The 23,518-nt window shown below is 65.8% G+C and carries 18 protein-coding genes and 2 pseudogenes; 9 read left to right on the top strand and 11 right to left on the bottom strand.

From position 1 onward, the window contains the following. The first annotated feature begins 48 nt into the window (after positions 1 to 48). The 4 genes from RT582_RS12695 (at position 49) to RT582_RS12680 (ending at position 4,245) form a co-directional block, all read left to right on the top strand. On the top strand, positions 49 to 1,428 hold the full coding sequence (locus tag RT582_RS12695) for an NfeD family protein (protein WP_046617586.1): 1,380 nt from the start codon (positions 49 to 51) through the stop codon (positions 1,426 to 1,428). Continuing rightward, positions 1,418 to 2,176: a slipin family protein gene (locus tag RT582_RS12690; RefSeq protein ID WP_041015830.1), complete on the top strand. Its 759-nt coding sequence runs from the start codon at positions 1,418 to 1,420 to the stop codon at positions 2,174 to 2,176. The genes RT582_RS12695 and RT582_RS12690 overlap by 11 nt, the downstream gene beginning before the upstream one ends. Beyond that, positions 2,177 to 2,680 carry an LEA type 2 family protein gene (locus tag RT582_RS12685; protein WP_279222754.1) on the top strand — a complete coding sequence of 168 codons (504 nt, stop codon included), beginning with the start codon at positions 2,177 to 2,179 and terminating at the stop codon, positions 2,678 to 2,680. It begins immediately after the preceding gene. 302 nt (positions 2,681 to 2,982) lie between these two features. After that, a complete protein-coding gene (locus RT582_RS12680; RefSeq protein WP_090520928.1) occupies positions 2,983 to 4,245 on the top strand; it encodes an OprD family porin in 1,263 nt (420 codons plus the stop codon). A gap of 84 nt (positions 4,246 to 4,329) precedes the next feature. Here RT582_RS12680 and RT582_RS12675 read toward each other — a convergent pair whose 3' ends face one another. The 10 genes and pseudogenes from RT582_RS12675 to kdgD form a co-directional block, all read right to left on the bottom strand. Next, complete coding sequence (locus RT582_RS12675) at positions 4,330 to 5,220, bottom strand: aldose 1-epimerase (RefSeq protein ID WP_278389703.1); 891 nt, start codon at positions 5,218 to 5,220, stop codon at positions 4,330 to 4,332. Between the two features lie 108 nt (positions 5,221 to 5,328). Beyond that, a complete protein-coding gene (locus RT582_RS12670) occupies positions 5,329 to 6,255 on the bottom strand; it encodes a 2-hydroxyacid dehydrogenase (protein WP_313477659.1) in 927 nt (308 codons plus the stop codon). A 41-nt stretch (positions 6,256 to 6,296) separates the two neighbouring features. After that, a complete protein-coding gene (locus RT582_RS12665; protein WP_014818835.1) occupies positions 6,297 to 6,620 on the bottom strand; it encodes a DUF3325 family protein in 324 nt (107 codons plus the stop codon). Positions 6,621 to 6,622: 2 nt separating this feature from the next. Then, a complete protein-coding gene (locus RT582_RS12660; protein ID WP_313477657.1) occupies positions 6,623 to 8,149 on the bottom strand; it encodes a PepSY-associated TM helix domain-containing protein in 1,527 nt (508 codons plus the stop codon). Beyond that, positions 8,146 to 8,442 (bottom strand): DUF3649 domain-containing protein, encoded by a 297-nt coding sequence (locus RT582_RS12655; RefSeq protein ID WP_313477655.1) that lies wholly within the window; start codon positions 8,440 to 8,442, stop codon positions 8,146 to 8,148. The genes RT582_RS12660 and RT582_RS12655 overlap by 4 nt, the downstream gene beginning before the upstream one ends. A 49-nt stretch (positions 8,443 to 8,491) precedes the next feature. Next, a complete protein-coding gene (locus RT582_RS12650) occupies positions 8,492 to 10,615 on the bottom strand; it encodes a TonB-dependent siderophore receptor (protein ID WP_313477653.1) in 2,124 nt (707 codons plus the stop codon). 138 nt (positions 10,616 to 10,753) lie between these two features. Then, complete coding sequence (gene garD / locus RT582_RS12645) at positions 10,754 to 12,307, bottom strand: galactarate dehydratase (protein WP_234175227.1); 1,554 nt, start codon at positions 12,305 to 12,307, stop codon at positions 10,754 to 10,756. 134 nt (positions 12,308 to 12,441) lie between these two features. Next, positions 12,442 to 13,782: a glucarate dehydratase gene (gene gudD, locus RT582_RS12640; protein ID WP_313307407.1), complete on the bottom strand. Its 1,341-nt coding sequence runs from the start codon at positions 13,780 to 13,782 to the stop codon at positions 12,442 to 12,444. 93 nt (positions 13,783 to 13,875) lie between these two features. Next, positions 13,876 to 15,318: pseudogene (locus RT582_RS12635) on the bottom strand (aldehyde dehydrogenase family protein). Between the two features lie 70 nt (positions 15,319 to 15,388). Further along, positions 15,389 to 16,300 (bottom strand): 5-dehydro-4-deoxyglucarate dehydratase, encoded by a 912-nt coding sequence (gene kdgD, locus RT582_RS12630; protein WP_313307403.1) that lies wholly within the window; start codon positions 16,298 to 16,300, stop codon positions 15,389 to 15,391. Between the two features lie 452 nt (positions 16,301 to 16,752). Here kdgD and RT582_RS12625 point away from each other — a divergent pair, with 452 nt between their 5' ends. The 4 genes from RT582_RS12625 (at position 16,753) to RT582_RS12610 (ending at position 21,234) form a co-directional block, all read left to right on the top strand. Then, positions 16,753 to 18,144: an enolase C-terminal domain-like protein gene (locus RT582_RS12625; RefSeq protein WP_313307401.1), complete on the top strand. Its 1,392-nt coding sequence runs from the start codon at positions 16,753 to 16,755 to the stop codon at positions 18,142 to 18,144. A 28-nt stretch (positions 18,145 to 18,172) separates the two neighbouring features. Next, positions 18,173 to 19,153, top strand: coding sequence for a tripartite tricarboxylate transporter substrate binding protein (locus tag RT582_RS12620; protein ID WP_313307400.1), 981 nt, complete (start codon positions 18,173 to 18,175; stop codon positions 19,151 to 19,153). A gap of 64 nt (positions 19,154 to 19,217) precedes the next feature. Then, on the top strand, positions 19,218 to 19,712 hold the full coding sequence (locus tag RT582_RS12615) for a tripartite tricarboxylate transporter TctB family protein (protein ID WP_313307399.1): 495 nt from the start codon (positions 19,218 to 19,220) through the stop codon (positions 19,710 to 19,712). Positions 19,713 to 19,722: 10 nt separating this feature from the next. Next, complete coding sequence (locus tag RT582_RS12610; RefSeq protein WP_313477650.1) at positions 19,723 to 21,234, top strand: tripartite tricarboxylate transporter permease; 1,512 nt, start codon at positions 19,723 to 19,725, stop codon at positions 21,232 to 21,234. A 35-nt stretch (positions 21,235 to 21,269) separates the two neighbouring features. Here the strand turns inward: RT582_RS12610 and RT582_RS12605 are convergent. Further along, positions 21,270 to 22,417 (bottom strand): annotated as a pseudogene (locus tag RT582_RS12605) (L-talarate/galactarate dehydratase). 103 nt (positions 22,418 to 22,520) lie between these two features. Between RT582_RS12605 and RT582_RS12600 the strand changes: the two are divergent. Continuing rightward, positions 22,521 to 23,462 carry a LysR family transcriptional regulator gene (locus RT582_RS12600; RefSeq protein WP_313477648.1) on the top strand — a complete coding sequence of 314 codons (942 nt, stop codon included), beginning with the start codon at positions 22,521 to 22,523 and terminating at the stop codon, positions 23,460 to 23,462. Positions 23,463 to 23,518: the final 56 nt, after the last annotated feature.

The raw sequence follows: 23,518 nt of genomic DNA, 5'->3' as shown, positions 1-23,518 counted from the left end.
CTACGCTGAAATGACCGGCAGTATCCTGCACTGCCCGAGGAGAGCGCCATGCTCCGCTCCATGCGCCTGCTGCGCTGGTCGCTGGCCTTGCTGCTGTTGCTGGCTGGCCCCGCACTGGCTGCGGCGCCGGTCACGCTGCTGCGGGTCGACGGCGCAATCGGCCCGGCCAGCGCCGACTACCTGCTGCGCGGCCTCGAACATGCCCGTCACGAGGAGGCACAGCTGGTAGTGCTGGAATTGGACACCCCCGGCGGGCTGGACACGTCGATGCGCGCGATCATCAAGGCGATCCTCGCCAGCCCGATCCCAGTCGCCACCTACGTCACCCCCAGTGGCGCCCGGGCCGCCAGCGCCGGCACCTACATGCTCTACGCCAGCCATGTCGCGGCGATGGCGCCGGGCACCAACCTTGGCGCGGCGACGCCGGTGCAGATCGGTGGCATGCCCGGCGCACCGCCCGAGCAGCCGCAAGGCAAGCAGGACGAGCCATCCAAGCCCCCCGGCGACGCCATGAGCCGCAAACAGGTCAACGACGCCGCCGCCTATATCCGCGGCCTGGCCCAGTTGCGCGGACGCAATGCCGAGTGGGCCGAGCAGGCCGTGCGCGAGGCGGTCAGCCTGTCGGCGAGCGAAGCGCTGGAACAGAAGGTGATCGACTACCTGGCGCGCGATGTTGCCGACCTGCTGCGCCAGCTCGACGGCAAAACCCTCACCACCGTCGAGGGTGACGCCACGCTAAGCACCGCAGACGCCCCGCTCATCGAGCACGCACCCGACTGGCGGGTGCGCCTGCTGGCGGTGATCACCAACCCCAGCGTGGCGCTGATCCTGATGATGATCGGCATCTACGGGCTGATCCTCGAATTCTCCAACCCCGGCATCGGCGCCGGCGGCGTGCTCGGCGGTATCTGCCTGATCCTGGCGCTGTATTCGCTGCAGCTGTTACCAGTGAACTACGCCGGCGTGGCGCTGATCCTGCTCGGCATCGCGTTCATGGTCGCCGAAGCGTTTCTGCCGAGCTTCGGCGTGCTCGGCATCGGCGGCGTGGCCGCGTTCGTCGCTGGCGCGGTGATCCTGATCGATACCGAAGTGCCGGGTTTCGGCATTCCGCTGAGCCTGATCGTGCCGTTGGGCATGGCCAGCGCGCTGTTGGTGTTCGGCATCGTCGCCATGGCGCTGAAGGCGCGGCGGCAGCGCCTGGTCAGCGGCGACAGCGTACTGATCGGCAGCGTGGTACTGGTCGACGCAGTGCCGCCACAGAACCCGCACAGCGGCTGGGTGCATCTGCACGGCGAGAACTGGCAGGTGCGCAGCGCCTTACCGCTGCAGGTCGGCCAGCAAGTACGGGTGATCGCCCGGCACGGGCTGCAACTGGAGGTCACCGCACAGCCATCCACCCATCGAGAGGAGCTGAACCATGGGCTATGAAATGAGTTTTCTGGTGTTGCTGGTGCTGCTGTTCGGCCTGCTGGCTTCGACCTTTCGCATCCTGCGCGAATACGAACGCGGCGTGGTGTTCATGCTCGGCCGCTTCTGGAAGGTCAAGGGACCAGGGTTGATCCTGGTGATTCCCGGCATCCAGCAGATGGTACGGGTCGATCTGCGCACGCTGGTACTCGACGTGCCGACCCAGGACGTGATCTCCCGCGATAACGTCTCGGTGAAGGTCAACGCGGTGGTGTATTACCGCGTGCTGGATGCGCAAAAGGCGATCATCGAGGTCGAGGACTACCACTCGGCGACCAGCCAGCTGGCGCAAACCACGCTGCGTGCGGTGCTCGGCAAGCACGAACTGGACGACATGCTGGCCGAGCGCGAGCGGCTCAACAGCGATATCCAGCAGGTACTGGATGCGCAGACCGACGCCTGGGGGATCAAGGTGGCCAACGTCGAGATCAAGCACGTCGACCTCGATGAATCAATGATCCGCGCCATCGCCCGGCAGGCCGAGGCGGAACGCGAGCGGCGGGCCAAGGTCATTCATGCAGAGGGCGAACTGCAGGCGTCGGAGAAACTGATGCAGGCCGCCGAGATGCTCGGCCGGCAATCGGGCGCCATGCAGCTGCGCTACATGCAGACACTGAGCAACATCGCCGGTGACAAGAGCTCTACCATCGTCTTTCCGCTGCCCATCGAGCTGCTGCAGGGCATCAAGAACCTCGACAGGAAACCCTGAGTGCACATCTTCCCCACGTATCACCGACCACTGCGCCTGCTGCTGATCACCTTGCTTGCCTCGGCGCTGGGCGCCTGCGCGGCATTTTCACCGCGCGACCCGCTCAATGTTCAGGTCGCCGGCATCCAGCCGCTGCAAGGCGAAGGGCTGGAGGTGCGCTTCATGGTCAAGCTGCGCCTGCAGAACCCCAACGATGGCGCCATCGACTACAACGGCGTCGCGCTGGACCTTGAGGTCAACGGTCGCCGGCTGGCCAGTGGCGTCAGCGACCAGCGCGGCACGGTGCCGCGTTTTGGCGAGAGCGTACTCAGCGTGCCGGTAACCATTTCCGCCTTCTCGGCCGCGCGCCAGGCACTGGGGCTGGCGGAGCACATCGGTCTCGACGAAGTGCCCTATGTGTTGCGTGGCAAGCTTGCCGGTGGCCTGTTCGGCACCCAGCGCTTCGTCGAGAAGGGCACATTCGACTTGTCGCCGGTAACAGGTTCTCCCTACCAGCGCCCCTGAGTCATACGATCACCACCAAAAACCATAAGGATTCCCTAGGCGCTGTACGAGCGGCGCCTGTGCTTCCTCGACGCGCTAAAAATCTCCTCCTATCGCCTCTAATTCTGCTTATATCCTGAAATAGCGGTGTGTGCATGCGGGACCCCTTCGACTTTCAGCGACATTGACAACGACGTGCTCATCGTCATAATCCCTGCAGTCATATGACAACTGACGTCATTAGACTTGCCGATCAGGCATAGACCACCGCCCCCACGGTGGCCACACCGGGGCGGCCCATCAAGCAAGGGAGCACAACAATAATGACCCCACGCACACCCTCGTCCGTCGCACTGTTCGCGGGCGGCTGCATGACCCTCGCATCGCTCGGCTTCACTGCCGGCGCCCAAGCCGAAGGCTTTGTCGAAGATGCGAACTTTTCGTTGAACCTGCGCAACTTCTACATCAACCGCAATTTCGTCGACTCCGACTACCCACAGAGCAAGGGCGAAGAGTGGACGCAGAGCTTCATCCTCAATTTCCAATCCGGCTACACGCCCGGCCCGGTGGGCTTCGGCGTCGACGCGCTGGGCCTGCTGGCGGTCAAGCTCGATGGCGGTGGCGGTACCTATGGCACTGGCCTGCTGCCGGTGCATGGCGCACCCGGCGATCGGCATCCGCCGGATGACTTCGCGCGCCTAGCAGTCGCGGCGAAGGCCAAGTTCTCCGAAACCGAGGTGCGCGTCGGTGAATGGATGGTGGTACTGCCGATCCTGCGTTCGGACGACGGTCGCTCGCTGCCGCAGACCTTCCAGGGCGGCATGATCACCTCCAAGGAAATCAAGGGTCTGTCGCTCTACGGTGGGCAGATGCGGCAGAACAGCCCGCGCGACGACGGCAGCATGGACGACATGTTCTACGGCGGCGCGAGTTCCGACCGCTTCAACTTCGTCGGTGGCGAATACGAGTTGGGCGCGAAGACCAAGGTCGGCGCCTGGCATGCGCGTCTGGAAGATATCTACCAGCAGAACTACTTCCAGCTGCTGCACACCCAGCCGCTCGGCGAAGGCGTGGCGCTGACCGCCAACCTCGGCTACTTCACCGGCAAGGAAGAAGGCAGCGCGCTGGCCGGCGATCTGGACAACAAGACCTACTCCGGCCTGTTCGGCCTGCAGGTCGGTGGCAACACCTTCTACGTCGGTCTGCAGAAGGTCAGCGGCGACAACGGTTGGATGCGCGTCAACGGCACCAGCGGCGGCACCCTCGCCAACGACTCGTTCAACTCCGCGTACGACAACGCCAACGAGCGTTCCTGGCAGCTGCGCCACGACTACAACTTCGCCGGCATGGGCGTTCCGGGCCTGACCATCATGAACCGCTACATCAGCGGCGATCAGATCGAAGCCGGTGGCGTGGACGATGGCAAGGAATGGGGTCGCGAGTCCGAGCTGGCCTACACGGTGCAGAGCGGGCTGTTCAAGAGCCTCAACATCAAGTGGCGCAACTCCAGCATCCGTCGCGACTACAGCGCGACCGAGTTCGACGAGAACCGCCTGATCTTCAACTACCCGTTGTCTCTGCTGTAAGCGGTAGCGCAGTACGCAACCCTCCTCGCTCCGGTTGCGATAAATCTTTGGCCCGTCGAATGACGGGCCTTTTTTCGTCCGCCTTCAGCAACGCGTGACGCGCAGGCGGCAGCGGCGCTCCAGCCGCTCGCCCGGCTGCAGATACAAAACGCCATGCCTGGTCGGGTTCGGCGCATTCAGCGCGTTGTTGCGATGGGACACCGGCTCCACGGCGAAGAAGCCCTGCGCGGCCGGCGGCGTATAGACCACCAGATGCGTCATCGACGGGTCCGCCTCGAGCTCGAGCCGGACGCCTGCCGTCGGCCACTGCAAGGTTGCCGTGGCATCCCAACCGGCGAAGCAGTGATCCAGCTCGGGCTCGCCCAGCTCCCGCATCTGACGGAAGTCCCAGCGTGACGGTATGTCCACCGCCTCGCTCGGCAACTGCTGATCGTCACTCAGCCAGACCTGCTCGGCAGCGAAACGCAGCGTCACGCCTGCATGGCGCGGGAAGTACGGGTGCCAGCCGAGCCCGGCCGGCATCACCCGCTCGCTGCGGTTGATCAGCGCCAGCCGCAGCCAGGCGCCCTGCTCGTCGAGCCCGAGCTCATGCTCCAGCTCGAAGGAGAACGGCCAGTCCTGCCGGGCATCGCCTTCGGCCAGATGCAGCAGTGTCAGCAGCAGTCGGTCGGCCTCCTGCGCAGCCAGTGTCCACGACCGCTTCCAGCCCACGCCGTGAATCGGCAAGGCATGTTCCGCGGAATTCAGCCGCAAGCGGTGCGACTCGCCGTCCGCCTGGAACATGCCGCCGCCAACCCGGTTGGAGTACGGCGCCAGCACGAAACAACTGGTACGACGCACCTGCTCGCTGCCATCCCAGGGACGTAGCAGGTCGAAATCATCCAGGGCGAAGCGGGTAATTGCGCCGCCCAACGCCGGGCAGACCGAAAGCCGGAAACCAGCGTGGGCGAGGTGCACTTCATCGAGGGAAGCCATGCGCGCTCCTGATGGTGGCCGCTCAGAGATGGAGCGACGTTGCTTGCGAATGAGGCTGCGATTTCTCGCGTAGACAAAACGCCGCCACCCAGCGGTCGACTGCCGCGGTCAGGCCGGCGTCAGCAGCCGTCCCTCGCGAAGAAAGCTGTCGAGGTTGTCCAGCAGCAGATCCTCCATGGCGCCGCGGGTTTCATGGGTGGCACTGCCGATGTGCGGCAGCAGCACGACATTGGGCAGCTCGCAGAGGGCCGCCGGGACCCTCGGTTCGTCGGCGAAGACGTCCAGTCCGGCACCGCCGAGCCGACCCTCCTGCAATGCCGCGACCAGTGCCGGCTCGTCCACCACCGAACCGCGCGCGACGTTGATCAGGATGCCCTTGGCACCCAGCGCGTCGAGCACTGCGCGGTCGATGAGGTTCTGCGTCTGCGGCCCGCCGGGACAGCTGAGCACAAGAAAGTCCGCCCAGCGCGCGAGTTCCAGCAGGTTCGCTTCGTACTCGTACGGGCTACCGGCCACTGGCCGACGATTGTGATAACGCACGGCCATGTCGAAGCCCGCCGAGCGCTTGGCCACCGCCTCGCCGATGCGGCCCAGCCCGACGATGCCCAGCCGCTTGCCGCTGACGCGACGGCCGAGTGGGAGGTTAGCCTCGGCCCAGCGCCCCTCGCGGACGAAGCGGTCGCCCAGGGCGAGCTGTCGCGCGCTGTCGATGATCAGGCCGAAGGCCAGATCGGCCACGCATTCGTTGAGCACATCCGGCGTATTGCTCACCGGAATGCCGCGCGCCCTGGCGGCTTCTACGGCGATGGCGTCATGGCCGACGCCAAAACTGCAGATCGCCTTCAACCGGGGCAGCCGTTCGATCAGCGAGGGCGGGCAGCCGAAGCGCGCAGAGGTAAGCATGATCTCGATGCGCCCGGCATGCTCGGCGAGCAGCGCTTCGGCGTCGCCCTGCCAGTAGGCCAGCACCTCATGCCCGTTCAGGCGTTGCTGGACTCGCTCGGACAAGGGGCCCATCTGGAGAATGCAGCTCATCGATTTTCCTCTGCGTTGGCGGGCCACGGCCCATGGGTTGTTTACAGCACGGTCTGCACCACCCCGCATGCCGCCAGCAGCGGTACCGCTGGCAGTACCCAGCGCGAACGCCAGGCCAGCAGCAGCACCAGCAGCAAGCCGGAGAGCATGACCAGGCACAGCCAGATGACCGTGCCAATCTCGCCGCCCTGGCTGTTGACGCCGAGCCACAGCGCGAAGCCAAAGCAGCCAACGGCCAGCGAACGGATGATGGCCGGGCCCGGCAGGCGCGTATCGGCGCGCAGCAGCGCACCACGGTGGCGGTTCATGGTCAGGCAGAGCAGCGTCATGCCCAGGTAGGCCAGCGCGAATGCCAATAGCAGCATGATCAGGCCTCCTGCACACGGGTTGAGCGACCGCGCACCGCAGCGGCAGCCGGCGTTGCGTTCAGGCGCCAGGCGCAGGCCGCACAGACCAGCCCCGCGACGATCATGAACAGATCGACCGATGCCAGGGCCCAGTCGCCACGTCCGAGGCTGGCGATCAGGTGGCCATCGGTGGTCAGCGCGTTGATGATCGGCAAGCCGAGCGCAAGCACGGCACCGAGCAGCAGCTGCTCGCGCAGCAGGCGGCGGCTCTGATGGCGGCGCAGAACGGCCCAGAGCACCGCTAGCAACCAGGCACCGACGAACACCCAGCCTTCGGCCACGGCGCGTTCGGCGAATGTTGCCGGAATCAGACGATTGCCCCACAGCAGCGCCAGGCTGGCCAGCGGCAGGCCGGCGAACACCGAGGCGTTCAGCGCGCGCACCCAGGTCACGCTGCGGTCGCCGCGCTGTTCGCGCTTGGCCAGCCAGACCTGCAGCCCGCCGACCAGCATGGCGCAACCGGCAAGGCCCATCAGCAAATAGAGCAGGCGCACCAGCGTGCCGCCGAACTGCGCCATGTGCAGCCCCGCCAGCCAGAGGTAGGCGCGGTAGCCGGTGGATGCGTCCTGGCGATTGAGCAGCTCGCCGGTGCCGGCGTCATAGCTGAGGGTGTCCTGCGGCGAGCCGATCCGCGAACGGTCCCGACGACGGACGTCGACCACCGCCGAGGCATCATCGGGATGATGCACGCTGACCCAGCCCGCCTCGCCACCGCCCCACTGCTGGCGCGATTCGGCGATCAGCGCATCGAGGGACACCGGAGCCGGCGGCGGCTGGCCCACCTCTTCGCGCTCGAAGCTGCCCATCACCTCGCCGAAGTACTGCATGACGTTGCCGGAATAGCTCACCTGCGCGGCGGCCGGCATGTAGGACGCGACGAAGATCGCCACGCCGGTGTAGGCCAGCACCAGATGGAACGGAAAACCGACCACGCCGAACAGGTTGTGCGCATCGAGCCAGGCACGCTGGCCGTTGGCCTTGGGCCGCAGGGTGAAGAAATCCTTGAAGATGCGCCGGTGGATGATCACCCCCGACACCAGCGCGACGAGCATGAACATGCCGGCTAGGCCGACGATGTACATGCCGATGTCACCCGCGTGCAGGTTGTAGTGCAACTTGAAGAAGAACTCGCCACCCAGCGTTTCCGGCATTGGCTCGGCCTGCGCGCTACGCGGGTCGAAGGCGATGTTGTGGATCGTCTTGGTGGCGTCTACTTCCCAACCGAGTCGCCAGTAAGGCTCGCGCTCGGTCGGGCCGTGCATCCAGAAGGCATGCAACTCGTCGCTGACGTTCTGCTGCAACCAGCCACGCACATCGTCCGCACCGAGGCTGGATACCACGCCGTCATGCAGCGCCGGGCGCATCCAGCGGGTGAGTTCCTTGTCGAAGCAGGCGACGGTGCCGGCAAAGATGATCACTAACAGCAGCCAGCTCGGCAGCAGGCCGCCCCAGGTGTGCAAACCGGCCATGCTTTGGCGCAGTTTCATGGACGAACCCTCCAGTCGCCGGAAAAGAACGCGGCCAGACACAGCACCGCGGTCACACCGACGATCAACAGCCATACCCGCGTGGCACTGCGGGCGGCGAACACGTAGATCACCACGGCGGTCCACACGGCGAAGCTCGCCAGGCTGGAAAACACCACACGATCAGGCCGCGCCAGCGGCAGGTGGACCGCCAGAAAGGCGGTCACCGCGTAGGCGACCGCATAGCCGCCGACCAGCGCCGCAAGCACACGCGACGCGATGTTCCAGCGATTGATGGATGCGTTGCGACTCACCTCGAATCCTCCCTTGCAGGCCGGCAAGTGGCGCGTGGCCCAGCGACGTTCAAAAGCTGTAGCTCGCGGTTGCCACCACGGTGCGGCGGTTGCCGGTGAAGCAGTCGCCACGCGACAGGCAGGTGGTGTAGTAGGTCTCGTCTTCCAGGTTGGTGGCGTTGAGGGTGAACGCCCAGTCCTGGTAGGCGTAGCCGAGCATGGCGTCGAACAGGGTCGTCGACGGCGTCTTCAGGCTGTCGGTGCCATCCCAGCTGGCGCCGACGTAGCGCACACCGGCACCGGCGCTGAAGCCGGGAATGCCGGCGATGCTGAAGCGGTGCTGCGACCACAGCGAGGCCATGTGCTCGGGCACACTGGCGATGCGCTTGCCCTGCTGGGCAGATGGGCCCTTGACCACTTCGCTGTCGAGGTAGGTGTAGGTGCTGATCAGATCCCAGTTGGAGTTCATCTCCACCAGCCCTTCCAGCTCCAGTCCCTTGACCCGCGCTTCGCCGGCCTGGATGGTGCTGAGCGGATTCGCCGGGTTCGGCATCTGGCGGTTTTTCTCGCGCAGATCGAACACCGCGGCAGTGAGCAGCGTGTTGCTGCCCACCGGCTGGTACTTCACACCGAGCTCCCACTGCTCGCCCTCGAGCGGCTTGTACGACTGCTGAGTGAAGTTATCCAGCCCGATAATTGGCGTGAAGGACTCGCTGTAGCTGATGTAGGGCGCCACGCCATTGTCGAACAGATAGGTCAGACCAACGCGACCGGTGACCGCGTCATCCTTCTGCCGGGTGCCCTGCTCGACACGCGTGTCGGCCCAGTCCTTGCGCAGGCCCAGGGTTGCCAGCCACTTGTCGAGACGGATCTGGTCCTGGACATAGAGGCCCTGCTGGGCCACGCGCTGCTGTGGGACATCGGAAAGCGTGATGCCGGACGGATCGAAGGTGCCGTAGACCGGATCGTAGAGATCCAGCGGGGTGGCGGCTCCGCGAGCGGTCTTGCTATCGGTGACGGCGTGCCGGTAGTCGACACCGACCAGCGCAGTGTGCTGCAGCGAGCCGGTGTCGAAGCGCGACTCGGCTTGGTGGTCGGCGCTCCAGATGGTTACCTCAGGCTCGGAGACGTAATAGACACGATTGACCGTGCGGTCGTCGGCACCGAGCACCGGCGGCCAGCCATACATGGTCTGGTAGCTGACCTTGCTCTTCTGCCAACGCAGGTTCTGCCGCAGCGTCCAGGTGTCGTCGACACGCCAGTTCATCTGCGAGGTCAGTGCTTTCTGCTCGGTGTCATATTCGTCGAAGCCGGGTTCGCTGACGAAGCGCTCGCTGCCAATCTCGCCGTAGGGCGCGCCGAGCACCGTGCCGCGGTGCGGCAGGAAGGAACTGGTGGTGCCGCTGTCGTCTTTCTGCACGTTGGCCATCAGCGTCCATTCGAACTGCTCGTTCGGGCGCCAGGTCAATGACGGCATGAACACCAGACGGTTGTCCTTGGTGTGATCGACCTGGGTCTGGCTGTCACGCTGGATCGCCACCACGCGATAGAGCAACGTGCCGTCTTCATCCAGCGGGCCGGTGCTGTCGAAGGCGATCTGCTTGCGGTCGAAGCTGCCGTACTGCAGCTGCAGCTCATTCTTCTGTTCCGCCTGCGGGCGCTTGCTGACGAAATTGAGCAGGCCGCCGACCGAACTCTGCCCGTAGAGCATGGATGACGGCCCCTTGATCACCTCGACGCGCTCCAGGGTGAAAGGATCGGTGCGTGAGTTCGTATAGTGGCCGACGCTCTGCTGCAGGCCATCAAGGAAAAGCGTCGGCGCGACGCCGCGGATCAGCGCGAAGTCGCCGCGACTGTCCAGACCATAGGCCTCGCCACGCATGCCGGCGACGTAGCGCAGCGAGTCCTGGATGGTCAGCGAGCCCTGGTCGCGGATGCGGTCGGCGGTGATCACGCTGATCGACTGTGGGATTTCGATGATCGGCGTGTCGGTCTTGGTCCCGCTGACGCTGCGCTTGGCCACGTAACCTTCTACCGGGCCGTCGCCCTCCTCGGCTTCGCGTGGCGCGGTGATCTGTTGTGCCTCCAGCTCGACCGCTTCCTCAGCGTCGACAGCAAAGCATGCGACCAGCACCGGCAGGCCCAACACCAGCGGGCGCAACGAAAACGGGGGCGAAGCGACAACGCGACTCATGACTGCTACCTTGTTGTTTGATGAGAACGCGCATGATATTGATAAATGTTCCCATTTAGAAGATAGCAGTTGCCAATCTCCTACGATTGCAGGGCAGTAGCACTCGCTGCGAGATCGGCGCAGCGGGAACGCTCCGGCTCAGGTGATGGGCGCCGGGTTGAACAGCACGATGTCATTGTGCAAGCGATGGCGCTCGGCCCAGGTCTGCTTGCGGCCGCTGGCGACGTCCAGGTAATAGTGGAACAGTTCCCAGCCGAGTTCCTCGATGCTCGCGCGACCGCTGGCGATGCGCCCGGCGTCGATGTCGATCAGGTCCGGCCAGCGCTCGGCCAGCTCGGTGCGCGTCGCCACCTTGACCACCGGCGCCATCGCCAGGCCGTAGGGCGTGCCGCGACCGGTGGTGAACACGTGCAGGTTCATCCCGGCAGCCAGCTGTAGCGTGCCGCAGACGAAATCGGATGCGGGGGTGGCGCAGAAGATCAGGCCCTTTCGAGCGACCCGCTCACCCGGCCCGACCACGCCGTTGATGGCGCCGCTGCCGGATTTGACGATGGAGCCGAGGGATTTCTCGACGATGTTCGACAGCCCGCCCTTCTTGTTGCCGGGCGTGGTGTTGGCGCTGCGGTCGGCGGCGCCGCGCTCCAGGTAGCGGTCGTACCAGTCCATCTCGGCGATCAGCGCATCGGCCACTTCCGGCGTTTCGGCGCGGGCGGTGAGCATATACACCGCATCGCGCACCTCGGTGTTCTTGCTGAACATCACCGTGGCACCGGCGCGCACCAGCAGGTCCGCCGCATAGCCCAGCGCCGGGTTGGCGGTGATGCCGGAGAAGGCGTCGCTGCCGCCGCACTGCATGCCGAGGATCAGCTCGCTGGCCGGCACCGTTTCGCGGCAGCGCTGGTCGAGTTTTTTCAGCCGCGTTTCGGCCAGCGCCATGATCTGCTCGATCATCTCGCCGAAACCGCTGTTGGACTCCTGCAGGCGGTACAGCCAGGGGTCGCGCAGGTCCACCGAGGGATCGTCCGCGTGCATCACCTGCTCGGCCTGCAGCTTCTCGCAGCCGAGGCTGATAACCAGCGCCTCACCGCCCAGATTGGGGTTGCGCGCCAGGTTGCGCACGGTGCGGATGGGGATGTAGGCGTCGCGCGCATTGATCGCGACACCGCAGCCGTAGCTGTGGGTCAGGGCGACCACATCGTCGACGTTCGGGTACTTCGGCAGCAGCTCGTCGCGGATGCGCTTGACCGCGTGTTCCAGCACGCCAGTGACGCACTGCACCGTGGTGCTGATACCGAGAATGTTGCGCGTGCCGACGGTGCCGTCGGCGTTGCGGTAACCCTCGAAGGTATAGCCCTCGAGCGGCGCGAGCCCGGCCGGCACGGCGGTGGCACGCGGCAGGCTGTCCAGCGGCGGCGCGCTGGGCATCTTCAACTGGGTTTCCCTGACCCAGCTGCCACGGCGCAGGGGTTCGAGCGCGTAACCGATGATCTGCCCATAACGGCGCACCGGCTCGCCTATGCCGATATCGACCAGCGCGACCTTGTGGCTCTGCGGCACGGCCTCGACCGTGACCAGCCCGCCCTCGAACTGCGCACCGACCGGCACGCCGCCGTCATTGACCACCACGGCGACGTTGTCCGCCTCATTCAGGCGGATGCAGCGCGGGGAATCCTGGTGGGGAATCAGTTGCACGGTTTCGCTCATGTCTGCTCCGGTTAGGGTCCGGTTGTTGTTCTGTTCGGTGATCGCCGGGGGTGCCATACACGTGGCTCGCCTCGTAGGGTGGACGGCCGAAGCCGTCCACCGGAGCCGCCTGGCAAGCGCGCTCAGCGCACCATGCAGGGCTTCTTGTTGTTGAAGGTCCAATCGGGGATCAGGTACTGCATGGCGATGGCGTCGTCACGGGCGCCGAGGCCTTTTTCCTTGTACAGCGCATGCGCCTTGCGCAAGGCATCCCAGTCCAGCTCGACGCCCAGGCCCGGCTTCTGCGGCACCGCGACCTTGCCGCCGACGATCTTCAGCGGCTCGCGGGTCAGGTGCTGGCCGTCCTGCCAGATCCAGTGGGTGTCGATGGCGGTGACGCGGCCCGGCGCGGCGGCGGCGACGTGGGTGAACATCGCCAGGGAGATGTCGAAGTGGTTGTTCGAATGCGAGCCCCAGGTCAGGCCGAACTCGCTGCACATCTGCGCCACGCGCACGGAGCCGGCCATGGTCCAGAAGTGCGGGTCGGCCAGCGGAATGTCCACCGAGTTCAGCTGCACGGTGTGGCTCATCTGCCGCCAGTCGGTAGCGATCATGTTGGTCGCGGTGGGCAGGCCGGTGGCGCGGCGGAATTCGGCCATCACTTCGCGACCGGAATAGCCGTTCTCGGCACCACAGGGGTCTTCGGCGTACGCCAGCACGCCGTGCAGGTCGCGACACAGGCCGATGGCTTCGTCCAGCGACCAGGCGCCGTTGGGGTCCAGCGTCACGCGGGCGTCGGGGAAGCGCTGGGCCAGGGCGCGAATCGCCTCGACTTCCTCTTCGCCGCGCAGTACGCCGCCCTTGAGCTTGAAGTCCTTGAAGCCGTAGCGCTCGTAGGCCGCCTCGGCCTGGCGGACGATGCGCTCCGGCGTCATGGCCTCCTCGTTGCGCACACGAAACCAGGCGTCGTCGGAGTTGGCTTCGTCGCGATAGCCGAGGTCGGTCCTGTTGCGATCACCGATGAAGAACAGGTAGCCGAGCATTTCCACTTCATCGCGCTGCTGGCCGTCACCGAGCAGTGCGGCGACCGGCACGTCGAGGTGCTGGCCAAGCAGGTCGAGCAGCGCCGACTCCAGAGCCGTGACCGCATGGATGGCGATGCGCAGGTCGAAGGTCTGCAGGCCGCGGCCGCCGGAATCGCGGTCGGCGAAGGCACGGCGCGCACGGTTGAGCAGGGCGTTGTATTGGCCGATCGGTTCGCCGACCAGCAGGGCACGGGCGTCTTCCAGGGTCTGGCGAATGGCTTCGCCGCCCGGCACCTCGCCGACGCCGACGTGGCCAGCGCTGTCCTTGAGAATAAGAATGTTGCGGGTGAACCAGGGGCCATGGGCGCCGCTGAGGTTCATCAGCATGCTGTCCTGCCCGGCGACGGGCACGACGGTGAGTTCGGTGATGCGGGGCGTGCCCGTTGCGGCAGTGGTCATGGGTGTCCCTCTGTTGTTCTTGTCGGGAATGCGGCGCCCCCGCGGGGCGCCGTTACACAGTTTCGCAGCGCGGCCTTTCGACCGGCTTTCAGCTCAGCCGATGTAGGTGGTCTTCACCGTGGTGTAGAACTCCTGGGCGTAGCGACCCTGCTCGCGCGGGCCGTAGGACGAACCTTTGCGGCCGCCGAACGGCACGTGGTAATCCACCCCGGCGGTGGGCAGGTTGATCATCACCATGCCGGCCTGGGCGTGACGCTTGAAGTGGTTGGCGTACTTCAGCGAGGTGGTGCAGATGCCGGCGGACAGGCCGAACTCGGTGTCGTTGGCCATCGCCAGCGCTTCGTCGTAGTCCTTGACCTTCACCACGTTGGCCACCGGGCCGAAGATTTCCTCGAGACTGATGCGCATGCTCGGGTTGCTGTCGACGAACAGCGTCGGCGCCAGGAAGTAGCCCTCGGTGCCGCACTTCACCCGCTCGCCGCCGCAAGCCAGGCGCGCGCCTTCCTGCTTGCCGATCTCGATATAACGCAGGTCCTGCTCCAGCTGCGCCTCGGACACCACCGGACCGACGTCGACGCCCTGCTCCAGCGCCGAACCGACTTTGATCTTCTTGATGCGCTCGATCATCGCTTCGACGAAACGGTCGTAGATGCCTTCGGTGACGATGATGCGGCTCGACGCGGTGCAGCGCTGGCCGGTGGAGTAGAAGGCGCTCTGGGTGCACAGCTCGACCGCGACCTTGAGGTCGGCGTCGTCCAGCACGATCTGCGGGTTCTTGCCGCCCATCTCCAGCTGCACCTTGGCGCCGCGCGCCACGCAGGTCTGGGCGATGCCACGACCGACGCCGACCGAACCGGTGAAGCTCACCGCGTCGACATCCTTGGCGTTGACGATGGCCTCGCCGACTTCACGGCCGCGGCCCATCACCAGGTTGAACACACCGGCCGGGAAGCCCGCACGGGAGATGATCTCGGCGATGGCCTAGGCGCAGCCCGGCACCAGGTCGGCGGGCTTGATCACCACGCAGTTGCCGAAGGCCAGCGCCGGGGCGATCTTCCAGGCGGGGATGGCGATGGGGAAGTTCCAGGGGGTGATCAGGCCGATCACGCCGAGCGGTTCGCGGGTGACTTCCACGCCGACGCCGGGACGCACCGACTGCAGCGTCTCGCCAGCTTGGCGCAGGCATTCGCCGGCGAAGTACTTGAAGATGTTGCCGGCGCGGGCGACTTCGCCGATGGCTTCGGGAAGAGTCTTGCCCTCTTCGCGGGCCAGCAGCGTGCCGAGCTCTTCGCGGCGGGCGAGGATTTCCACGCCGACCTTTTCCAGCGCATCGGCGCGCGCCTGGATGCCGAAGGTGGCCCAGGCCGGAAAGGCGCGACGGGCGGCGGCGATGGCCTGCTCGACCTGCGCGGCATCGGCCTGGGCGTATTCGCCGATCACGTCAGAGAGGTCGGACGGGTTGGTGTTGGCCTGGTAGCGATCCGAGCCGACCCACTGGCCGTCGATGTAGTTGTCGTAGCGTTGTACGTCAGCCATGCAAAGTGTCCTCTGATGATGCCCGGCGCGGCCATTCGGCAGGGCGGCGCCGGGGCGATTCCGGAAAGGCTTACTGGGCGCCCTGCTTCTCGATCAGCACTGCCAGGCGCTCGTATTCGTCGGGCTTCAGCTCGGTCAGCGGCGCGCGCACCGGGCCGGCGTCGTAGCCGGAAATGCGTGCGCCGGCCTTGACGATGCTGACCGCATAGCCCTTGCAGCGATTGCGAATGTCCAGGTACGGCAGGAAGAAATCGTCGATCAGCTTGCCGACAGTTTCGTGATCCTCGCGGGCGATAGCCTTGTAGAAGTCCATGGCGGTCTTCGGGATGAAGTTGAACACCGCCGAGGAATACACAGGCACGCCCAGCGCCTTGTAGGCCGCGGCATAGACTTCAGCGGTCGGCAGGCCGCCGAGGTAGCTGAAGCGCTCGCCGAGGCAGCGGCGGATCGACACCATCAGCTCGATATCGCCCAGGCCATCCTTGTAGCCGATCAGGTTCGGGCAGCGCTCAGCCAACTGCTCCAGATGCGTCGCGGTCAGACGGCAGACGTTGCGGTTGTAGACCACCACGCCGATGTTCACCGACTTGCAGACCTGCTCGACATGCAGCGCCACGCCTTCCTGGCTGGCCTCGGTCAGGTAGTGCGGCAGCAGCAGCAGGCCCTTGGCACCCAGGCGCTCGGCTTCCTGCGCCATCTGGATAGCCAGGCGGGTCGGACCACCGACGCCGGCGAGAATCGGCACCGTGCCGGCGCAGGTGTCGACGGCTGTCTTGATGATCTCGCTGTACTCGCGTGGCTCCAGCGAGAAGAACTCACCGGTGCCACCGGCGGCGAACAGCGCCGAGGCACCGTAGGGGCCGAGCCATTCCAGACGCTTGACGTAGCCGGCGCGATTGAAGTCGCCCTGCGCGTCGAAGTCGGTGACCGGGAACGACAGCAGGCCGGACGAGAGGATGGCCTTCAATTCTTGTGGGTTCATTATTCGAGCATCCTGAATGCATGTTGAGGAGGTACAAGGGCATCAGCCTTGAGATACGTTATCGTACAACTAATAATACTCCAACCGTTTTTTCTGCGCATTTTCTTCAGCACTGAAAGCTGAATGAAAGCTTTCTGCTTTTCACTCGCACGGCCAGGTCAATCACCATGAGGGCGGCAGCTTAAAAGGCATAAGCAGCTGCGGATGACCCAGCTAAATGCACTGATGATTTCGTTTGACAGGTGACGTAGCGAACTGTAAAAAATCCTCCATAGTCGTACGACGACCTATGACCACAATAACAATAGCGAGACCCCGGACATGTTCCGCAATTGCCCGTCCCCTGCGCAGCCGCTGGCTGCCGATAACGCCATCCGCCGCGCTGCCTCAGCAGATGCGCGCACAGCGCCCACCCCGGTCGCTCGCCTCGCCTGCAGCGGAGGCCGCGCACAATGAGTCAGCCGTCCAGTGCAACACCCCGCGTCCAGAGCATGCAGGTCATCCCGGTGGCCGGCCACGACAGCATGCTGCTCAACCTCTGCGGCGCCCACGCCCCCTACTTCACCCGCAACCTGGTGCTGCTCACCGACAATGCCGGCAACACCGGCATCGGCGAAGTGCCGGGTGGCGAAGGCATCCGCCAAGCGCTGGAGCGCTGCCGGCCGCTAGTCATCGGCCAGCCGATCGGCCTTTACAACCGCACGCTCAACAGCCTGCGCAGCGCCATCGCCGGCAACGCCGCCGGGACGCCGCAAGCAACCCGGCACGAGGTGACCTCCGAAGCCGAGGCCGCCGTGCTGCGCCAGCCCCACGAGATCAACCTGCGCCTGGACAACGTGATCACCGCGGTCGAGGCCGCGCTGCTCGACCTGCTCGGCCAGCACCTCGACGTGCCGGTGGCCGAGCTGCTCGGTAGCGGCCAGCAGCGCGATGCGGTGCCGATGCTCGCCTACCTCTTCTATATAGGTGATCGCCAGCGCACCGACCTGCCCTACCTGGCCAGCACCGGTGAGGACTGGTACCACCTGCGCCATCAGAAGGCGCTGACCCCTGACGCCATCGCCCGCCTGGCCGAGGCCGCGCATGCGCGCTACGGCTTCGCCGACTTCAAGCTCAAGGGCGGCGTGATGCATGGCGCGGAGGAGATGCAGGCGATCGCCGCGATCAAAGCACGCTTCCCCGATGCCCGCGTCACCCTCGACCCCAACGGCGCCTGGTCGCTGGACGAGGCCATCGCCCTGTGCAAGGGCCAGGGTCACCTGCTGGCCTACGCCGAGGACCCCTGCGGCCCGGAGAACGGCTATTCCGGCCGCGAGATCATGGCCGAGTTCAAGCGCGCCACCGGCATTCCCACCGCCACCAACATGGTCGCCACCGACTGGCGGCAGATGGGCCACTCGCTGCGCCTGGAGTCGGTCGACATCCCGCTCGCCGACCCGCACTTCTGGACCATGCAGGGCTCGGTGCGCCTGGCACAGATGTGCGAGCAGTTCGGCCTGACCTGGGGCTCGCACTCGAACAACCACTTCGATGTTTCGCTGGCGATGTTCACCCACGCCGCAGCTGCCGCGCCGGGGCGCATCACCGCCATCGACACCCATTGGATCTGGCAGGAGGGCCAGGAGCGCCTGACCCGCGAGCCACTGCAGATCGTCGGCGGCCAGGTCCGCGTGCCCGACCGCCCGGGCCTGGGCATCGAGCCGGACATGGATCGGATCATGGCCGCCCACGAGTTGTACAAGAAGGTCGCCAGCGGCGCCCGCGACGACGCCATGGCGATGCGTTACCTGGTGCCTGGCTGGACCTACGACCCGAAGAAACCCAGCCTCGGCCGCAATACCTGAACCCGCAGCCCAAACCCGGAGAACTCCAATGAAAACAATATTCCGCGCCTCCCTGCTTTCCGCCCTCGTCGGCATCGCCGGTCTCGCTGCCGCCTCCACCACGATGGCCGCCGAGGTGAAATGGCCGACCCGCCCCGTACAGGTGGTGGTGATCGCCAACCCTGGCGGCGACACCGATTTCAACGCCCGCACCATGGCCAAGTACTTCAACCAGATCACCGGCAAGAGCATGGTGGTGACCAACATCGCCGGCGGCGGCGGCACCCTGGCCGCCGAGCAGGTCAAGGGCGCGGCGGCGGATGGCAACACCATCCTCTTCACCCACCCCGGCCAGCTGATCGTCAACGAGGTCGCCGGCCTCACCGAGGACAGCTACGAAACCTTCGACGTGTCATGCATCGCCGGCGTCGACAAGAGCACCGTGTTCGTCGCCTCCAAGCAGTCCGGCGTGACCAGCATGCAGGACCTGATCGCCAAGTCGAAGGCCGAGCCGGGCAGCATCACCTACGGCACCGAGATGGGCAGCTTCTCCCACGTGCAGGGGCTGATGCTGGAGAAGCTGACCGACACCAAGCTGAAGATGGTCGACGGCGGCACCGTTTCCGACCGCGTGGTGGGCATGCTCGGCGGCCGCCTGGACCTCGGCGCGATCACCTACGGCTCGGTGCAGGACTACGTCAGCGGCGGCCAAATGGTCGCGCTCGGCCAGCCCAACGACGAGCGCAACCCGCTGCTCGGCGACGTGCCGACACTCAAGGAGCAGGGCCTGGATATCACCATGGACAAGCCCTACGTGGTCGCTTTCCCGAAGGGCACCGACCCGGCGATCGTGAAGAAGATGGCCGACGTGATGAAGCAGATCACCGAGATTCCCGAGTACGCCGAGGAACTGAAGAAGTTCAAGCAGCCGGTGGCCTACTACGGCACCGAAGAGGCCAAGGCGATCCTGGCCAAGACCCGCGAGGACTTCATGCAGTTCAAGGACGAACTGCGTCAGGCCAAGAACTGATCCCTGACGTGTCGCCAGCCGGCCACGCCGGCTGGCTGTCTCTCCTCGCGCACGGAGGTTTGCCATGACCACTGCGAACAAGAAAGAACTGATCATCGGCGTGGCCATGCTCGGCGCCAGCATCGCCTATCTGGTGATGGCCTACCGCGTACCCGGCCACGACGGCATTGATGCCGCCACCGTCCCCACCCTGCTGGCCATCCTGCTATGCCTGCTCGGGGCGCTGCAGACACTCAGCGCCTTCGGCAACCGCGCGCGGCCCACGGCCGAGAGCGACGCCGACGCACCGGAGCAAACCAGCACCAGCGTCGTCGAGCCGCTGACCGTGCTGAAGACCCTCGGGCTGATCCTGATCTATGTGGTGCTGCTCGGCCCGGTGGGTTTTCCGATCATGACCGCGCTGTACCTCTACCTGCAGTTCATCGTCCTGACGCCCGTTGACCACAAGGTCCGCCACCTGCCCTACGCGGCCATCGCGGTGGTCACGTCGGCCGTCATCTACCTGCTGTTCCGCGAGGCCTTCGATCTGTTGCTGCCCGCTGGCCTGCTGAATTTCTGAGGAATCGACCATGCTCGAATTACTGCAGCAAGGCTTCGGTGCCGTCTTCTCGCTCAACATCATGCTGCTGATGCTCGGCGGCGTCGCGGTCGGCATCGTCTTTGGCGCCGTGCCCGGCCTGTCGGCGACCATGGCCGTGGCGCTGTGCTTGCCACTGACCTTTAGCATGGGCCCGCAAGCCGGCCTGTCGCTACTTGTCGCGCTGTTCATCGGCGCCACGTCCGGCGGACTGATCTCGGCGATCCTGCTGAAGATTCCCGGCACACCGTCGTCCATCGCCACGGTGTTCGACGGCGGCCCGCTGATGGAGCAGGGCCTGGGCGTGAAGGCGCTCGGCGTCGGCATCGTGTTCTCCTTTCTCGGCACCATCTTCAGCATCATCGCGCTGATGTTCATCGCTCCGCAGCTGGCCAAGGTCGCGCTGAGCTTCGGCCCGCACGAATACTTCGCCATCGCCGTGTTCTCGCTGACGCTGATCGCCACCCTTTCCGCCGGCTCGATGGTCAAGGGGCTGTTCGCCGGCACGCTGGGCATCGCCGTATCCACCGTCGGCATCGCGCCGGTCGAGGCAGTACGCCGCTTCACCTTCGGCGTCAGCGAGCTGAACGGCGGCTTTTCCATGCTGACGGTGATGATCGGCATGTTCGCCGTGGCCGAGGTCATCAAGCTCGCCGAAACCGGCCGACATGCCGTGCGCAGCAAGGCCGGCTCGGTGAGCATGAAACAGATCAAGGGCTTCGGCTTTTCGCTGAAGGAATTCCGCCAGGAGCTGCCCAACGCGACCCGTTCCGGCCTGATCGGCCTGGCGGTGGGCATCCTCCCGGGGATCGGTGCCGGCACCTCTAACCTGCTCTCCTACATCGTCGCCAAGAAGCGCGCCAAGCAGCCGGAAACCTACGGCAAGGGCAACATCGGCGGCGTGGTCGCCAGCGAGACAGCGAACAACGCCGGCATCGGCGGCGCCATGATGCCGCTGATGACCCTGGGCATTCCCGGCGACACCACCACGGCAATCCTGCTTGGCGGCTTCCTGATCCACGGCATCCAGCCCGGCCCGCTGCTGTTCATCAGCCAGGGGCCGCTGGTCTACACCATCTTCGCCGCGCTGTTGGTGGCCTCGGTGATGATGCTGTTCATGGAGTTCTACGGCCTGCGCCTGTTCATCAAGCTGCTCGACGTGCCCAAGCACATCCTGCTGCCGATCATCCTGGTGCTCTGTGTGGTCGGCCTCTCCAGCCGGCTGTTCGATGTCTGGTCGATCCTGCTGTTCGGGCTGCTCGGCTACGGCTTCGTCAAGGCGGGCATGCCGGTCGCGCCATTCATCATCGGCTTTATCCTCGGACCAATGGCGGAGACCAACCTGCGCCGCGGCCTGATGCTCTCCGACGGCAACTTCGCCTCGTTCTTCACCAACCCCATCGCCGCGACCTTTCTCGGGCTGGCCCTGGCCTTCGTGCTCTGGCAGCTGTACAGCGCGATGCGGCCACGGAGCGGTGTTCTCGGCCAGGTGCTGCGCACCTGAACCTGCGCCCCTCTGCGCCAGCAGAGGGGCTGCCGTCACGGCTTGGTGCCGAACGTCTCGCACGCCAGCGTCCAACCCACCACCTGCTCGCTGAGGCTCAGCCCCAGCCCGGGCCGGGTCGGGTCGGCACCTGCATGCAGCCATCGCGGATCTCGAGTCGCTCCTGGAACAGCGGCTCGAGCCATTCGAAATGCTCGACCCACGTGGCGTGTTCGTAGGCCGCAGCGAGGTGGATATGCAATTCCATGACGAAGTGCGGCGCCATGACGATGCCGCGCCGCCGCGCCGCCTCGGCCACCTGCAGGAACGGCGTGAAGCCGCCGATGCGCGGCGCGTCATGCATGATCACATCCACCGCCCCGCGCTCGATGAAGGCACAGGCTTCGGCCGCGCTGCCGAGCATCTCGCCAGTGCCAACCGGGGTGATGAGCTGAGCGGCCAGGGCGGCGTGACCTTCCAGATCGTTGGCGTCCAGCGGCTCCTCGATCCAGGTCAGCTCGAACTCCTCCAGCGCCCTGCCCATGCGTGCCGCGGTGGTGCGATCCCATTGCTGGTTGACGTCGACCATCAGCGCCACCTCGTCACCGAAGTGCCTGCGCAGCGCCGCGACCCGGCGCAGGTCGGCGCGGTGGTCAGGCTGGCCGACCTTCAGCTTGATTCCGCCAATGCCTCGCGCCCTAGACGCCTCGGCCTTTTCGATGACCTCCTCGATGGGCGCCTGAAGGTAGCCGCCGGAGGTGTTGTAGCAAGGCACCGCGTCGCGATGGGCGCCGAGCAGCTTGGCCAGTGGCAGCCCGGCGCGACGCGCCTTGAGGTCCCAAAACGCCGTATCGAAGGCGGCAATGCTCTGCACCGCCAGGCCGCTGCGCCCGATCGAGGCGCTGGCCCAGCTCAGCCGGCTCCACAGGCGGGCGATGTCGTTGGGATCTTCGCCCAGCAGCAACGGCGCCAGTTCCCGCGCGTGGGCATATTGCGCGGGGCCGCCGGTGCGCAGGCTGTAGCTGAAACCGAGGCCGTGATGCCCCTGCTGCGACTGCAGCTCGACGAACAGCAGGCTGACCGACGCCAGGGGCAGCTGTCGCCCGGTGAGTACCTTGGCGTCGCTGACCGGCCGCAGCAGCGGCAACTCCACTGCGCGCAGGCCGATCCAGCTAATGCGGTCCGCTTCGTACAGGTCGCTCATTCGTGCCGCCGTCTCGCCAGTCAGGGGATGCGCTGGATAATCCGTCGGCTGATTGATACGGTCCAATTCATTAACGCTTTCGATTGATACCAGGAACGGATCAATGTTCGAACTCGCCCAACTGCGCAGCTTTACCACCTTGGCCAGCGAACTGAATTTCCGTCGCGCGGCCGAGCGCCTGAACATGACGCAGCCGCCGCTGAGCCGGCAGATCCAGTTGCTGGAACACCAGCTCGGCGTCGCGCTGTTCACTCGCAGCACACGTTCTGTGGCGCTCACCGCCGCCGGTCGCGCCTTCTTCGTCGAGGCCCAGGCCCTGCTCGACCAGGCCCACCGCGCCGCACAGGGTGCCCGGCTGGCTGCACTGGGCGAGAGCGGCGCGTTGACCATCAGCTTCGTTGCCAGCGCGGTATACGACTTCCTGCCGCGCGCCATCACCCAGGTGCGCCGGGAACGGCCAGGTGTGGCCATCAACCTGCTGGAGACCACCACTTTCGAGCAGTTGCAGGCACTGCGCGCGCGCCGGGTCGACCTGGCGGTGGTGCGCGAGCCGTTGCAGCAGCCGGGACTGGTCAGTGAATGCCTGCTGCGCGAGCCCTTCGTGCTGGCCACGCCGGTCGGGCACCCGCTGGCGCAGCATCCGGCGCCGACCCTGGAAATGCTCCACGGCGAGCCGTTCATCCTCTATGCCCATGGTGCCTGGCAGCCGTTCAACGAGCTGCACACCGGTTTGTTCCGCGCCAGCGGCATCCAGCCCGAATTCGTCCAGTCGCTGGGCTCGACGCTGACCATCCTCTCGCTGGTGAATTCCGGCCTCGGCCTGGCGCTGGTGCCGCGCGGAGCCAGCGCGATCCGCTTCCAGCATGTGTGCTTTCGCGAACTGCCGCTGCCAGCGGGGATCTGCGCCGAGCTGCACCTGGCCTGGCGCGATGACAACGACAACCCGACGCTGGAAGCGGCGCGCGACGCCGTGCGTCAGGCGGCCCGCGATATCGCCCTGGACCTGCCGCCAATCCAAGGCCTACACCATGGGACGGACTGCTGACGGCCGATTCTGTTGAAAAAGTAGGTTTAGCGGCAGCAAGGCGGTCGGATGTACCT

The organism is Stutzerimonas kunmingensis, from assembly GCF_032106285.1.
GTDB classification, from domain to species: domain Bacteria; phylum Pseudomonadota; class Gammaproteobacteria; order Pseudomonadales; family Pseudomonadaceae; genus Stutzerimonas; species Stutzerimonas kunmingensis_B.
This window is presented reverse-complemented; position numbering and strand designations above follow the sequence as displayed.

What these genes read in the sequence shown, in the direction of transcription:
- RT582_RS12695 (WP_046617586.1), top strand. Translation starts at nt 49, where the DNA reads ATGCTCCGCTCCATGCGCCTGCTGCGCTGGTCGCTGGCCTTGCTGCTG.
- RT582_RS12690 (WP_041015830.1), top strand. Translation starts at nt 1,418, where the DNA reads ATGGGCTATGAAATGAGTTTTCTGGTGTTGCTGGTGCTGCTGTTCGGC.
- RT582_RS12680 (WP_090520928.1), top strand. Translation starts at nt 2,983, where the DNA reads ATGACCCCACGCACACCCTCGTCCGTCGCACTGTTCGCGGGCGGCTGC.
- RT582_RS12675 (WP_278389703.1), bottom strand. Translation starts at nt 5,220, where the DNA reads ATGGCTTCCCTCGATGAAGTGCACCTCGCCCACGCTGGTTTCCGGCTT.
- RT582_RS12670 (WP_313477659.1), bottom strand. Translation starts at nt 6,255, where the DNA reads ATGAGCTGCATTCTCCAGATGGGCCCCTTGTCCGAGCGAGTCCAGCAA.
- RT582_RS12665 (WP_014818835.1), bottom strand. Translation starts at nt 6,620, where the DNA reads ATGCTGCTATTGGCATTCGCGCTGGCCTACCTGGGCATGACGCTGCTC.
- RT582_RS12660 (WP_313477657.1), bottom strand. Translation starts at nt 8,149, where the DNA reads ATGAAACTGCGCCAAAGCATGGCCGGTTTGCACACCTGGGGCGGCCTG.
- RT582_RS12650 (WP_313477653.1), bottom strand. Translation starts at nt 10,615, where the DNA reads ATGAGTCGCGTTGTCGCTTCGCCCCCGTTTTCGTTGCGCCCGCTGGTG.
- gudD (WP_313307407.1), bottom strand. Translation starts at nt 13,782, where the DNA reads ATGACCACTGCCGCAACGGGCACGCCCCGCATCACCGAACTCACCGTC.
- kdgD (WP_313307403.1), bottom strand. Translation starts at nt 16,300, where the DNA reads ATGAACCCACAAGAATTGAAGGCCATCCTCTCGTCCGGCCTGCTGTCG.
- RT582_RS12625 (WP_313307401.1), top strand. Translation starts at nt 16,753, where the DNA reads ATGAGTCAGCCGTCCAGTGCAACACCCCGCGTCCAGAGCATGCAGGTC.
- RT582_RS12620 (WP_313307400.1), top strand. Translation starts at nt 18,173, where the DNA reads ATGAAAACAATATTCCGCGCCTCCCTGCTTTCCGCCCTCGTCGGCATC.
- RT582_RS12615 (WP_313307399.1), top strand. Translation starts at nt 19,218, where the DNA reads ATGACCACTGCGAACAAGAAAGAACTGATCATCGGCGTGGCCATGCTC.
- RT582_RS12610 (WP_313477650.1), top strand. Translation starts at nt 19,723, where the DNA reads ATGCTCGAATTACTGCAGCAAGGCTTCGGTGCCGTCTTCTCGCTCAAC.
- RT582_RS12600 (WP_313477648.1), top strand. Translation starts at nt 22,521, where the DNA reads ATGTTCGAACTCGCCCAACTGCGCAGCTTTACCACCTTGGCCAGCGAA.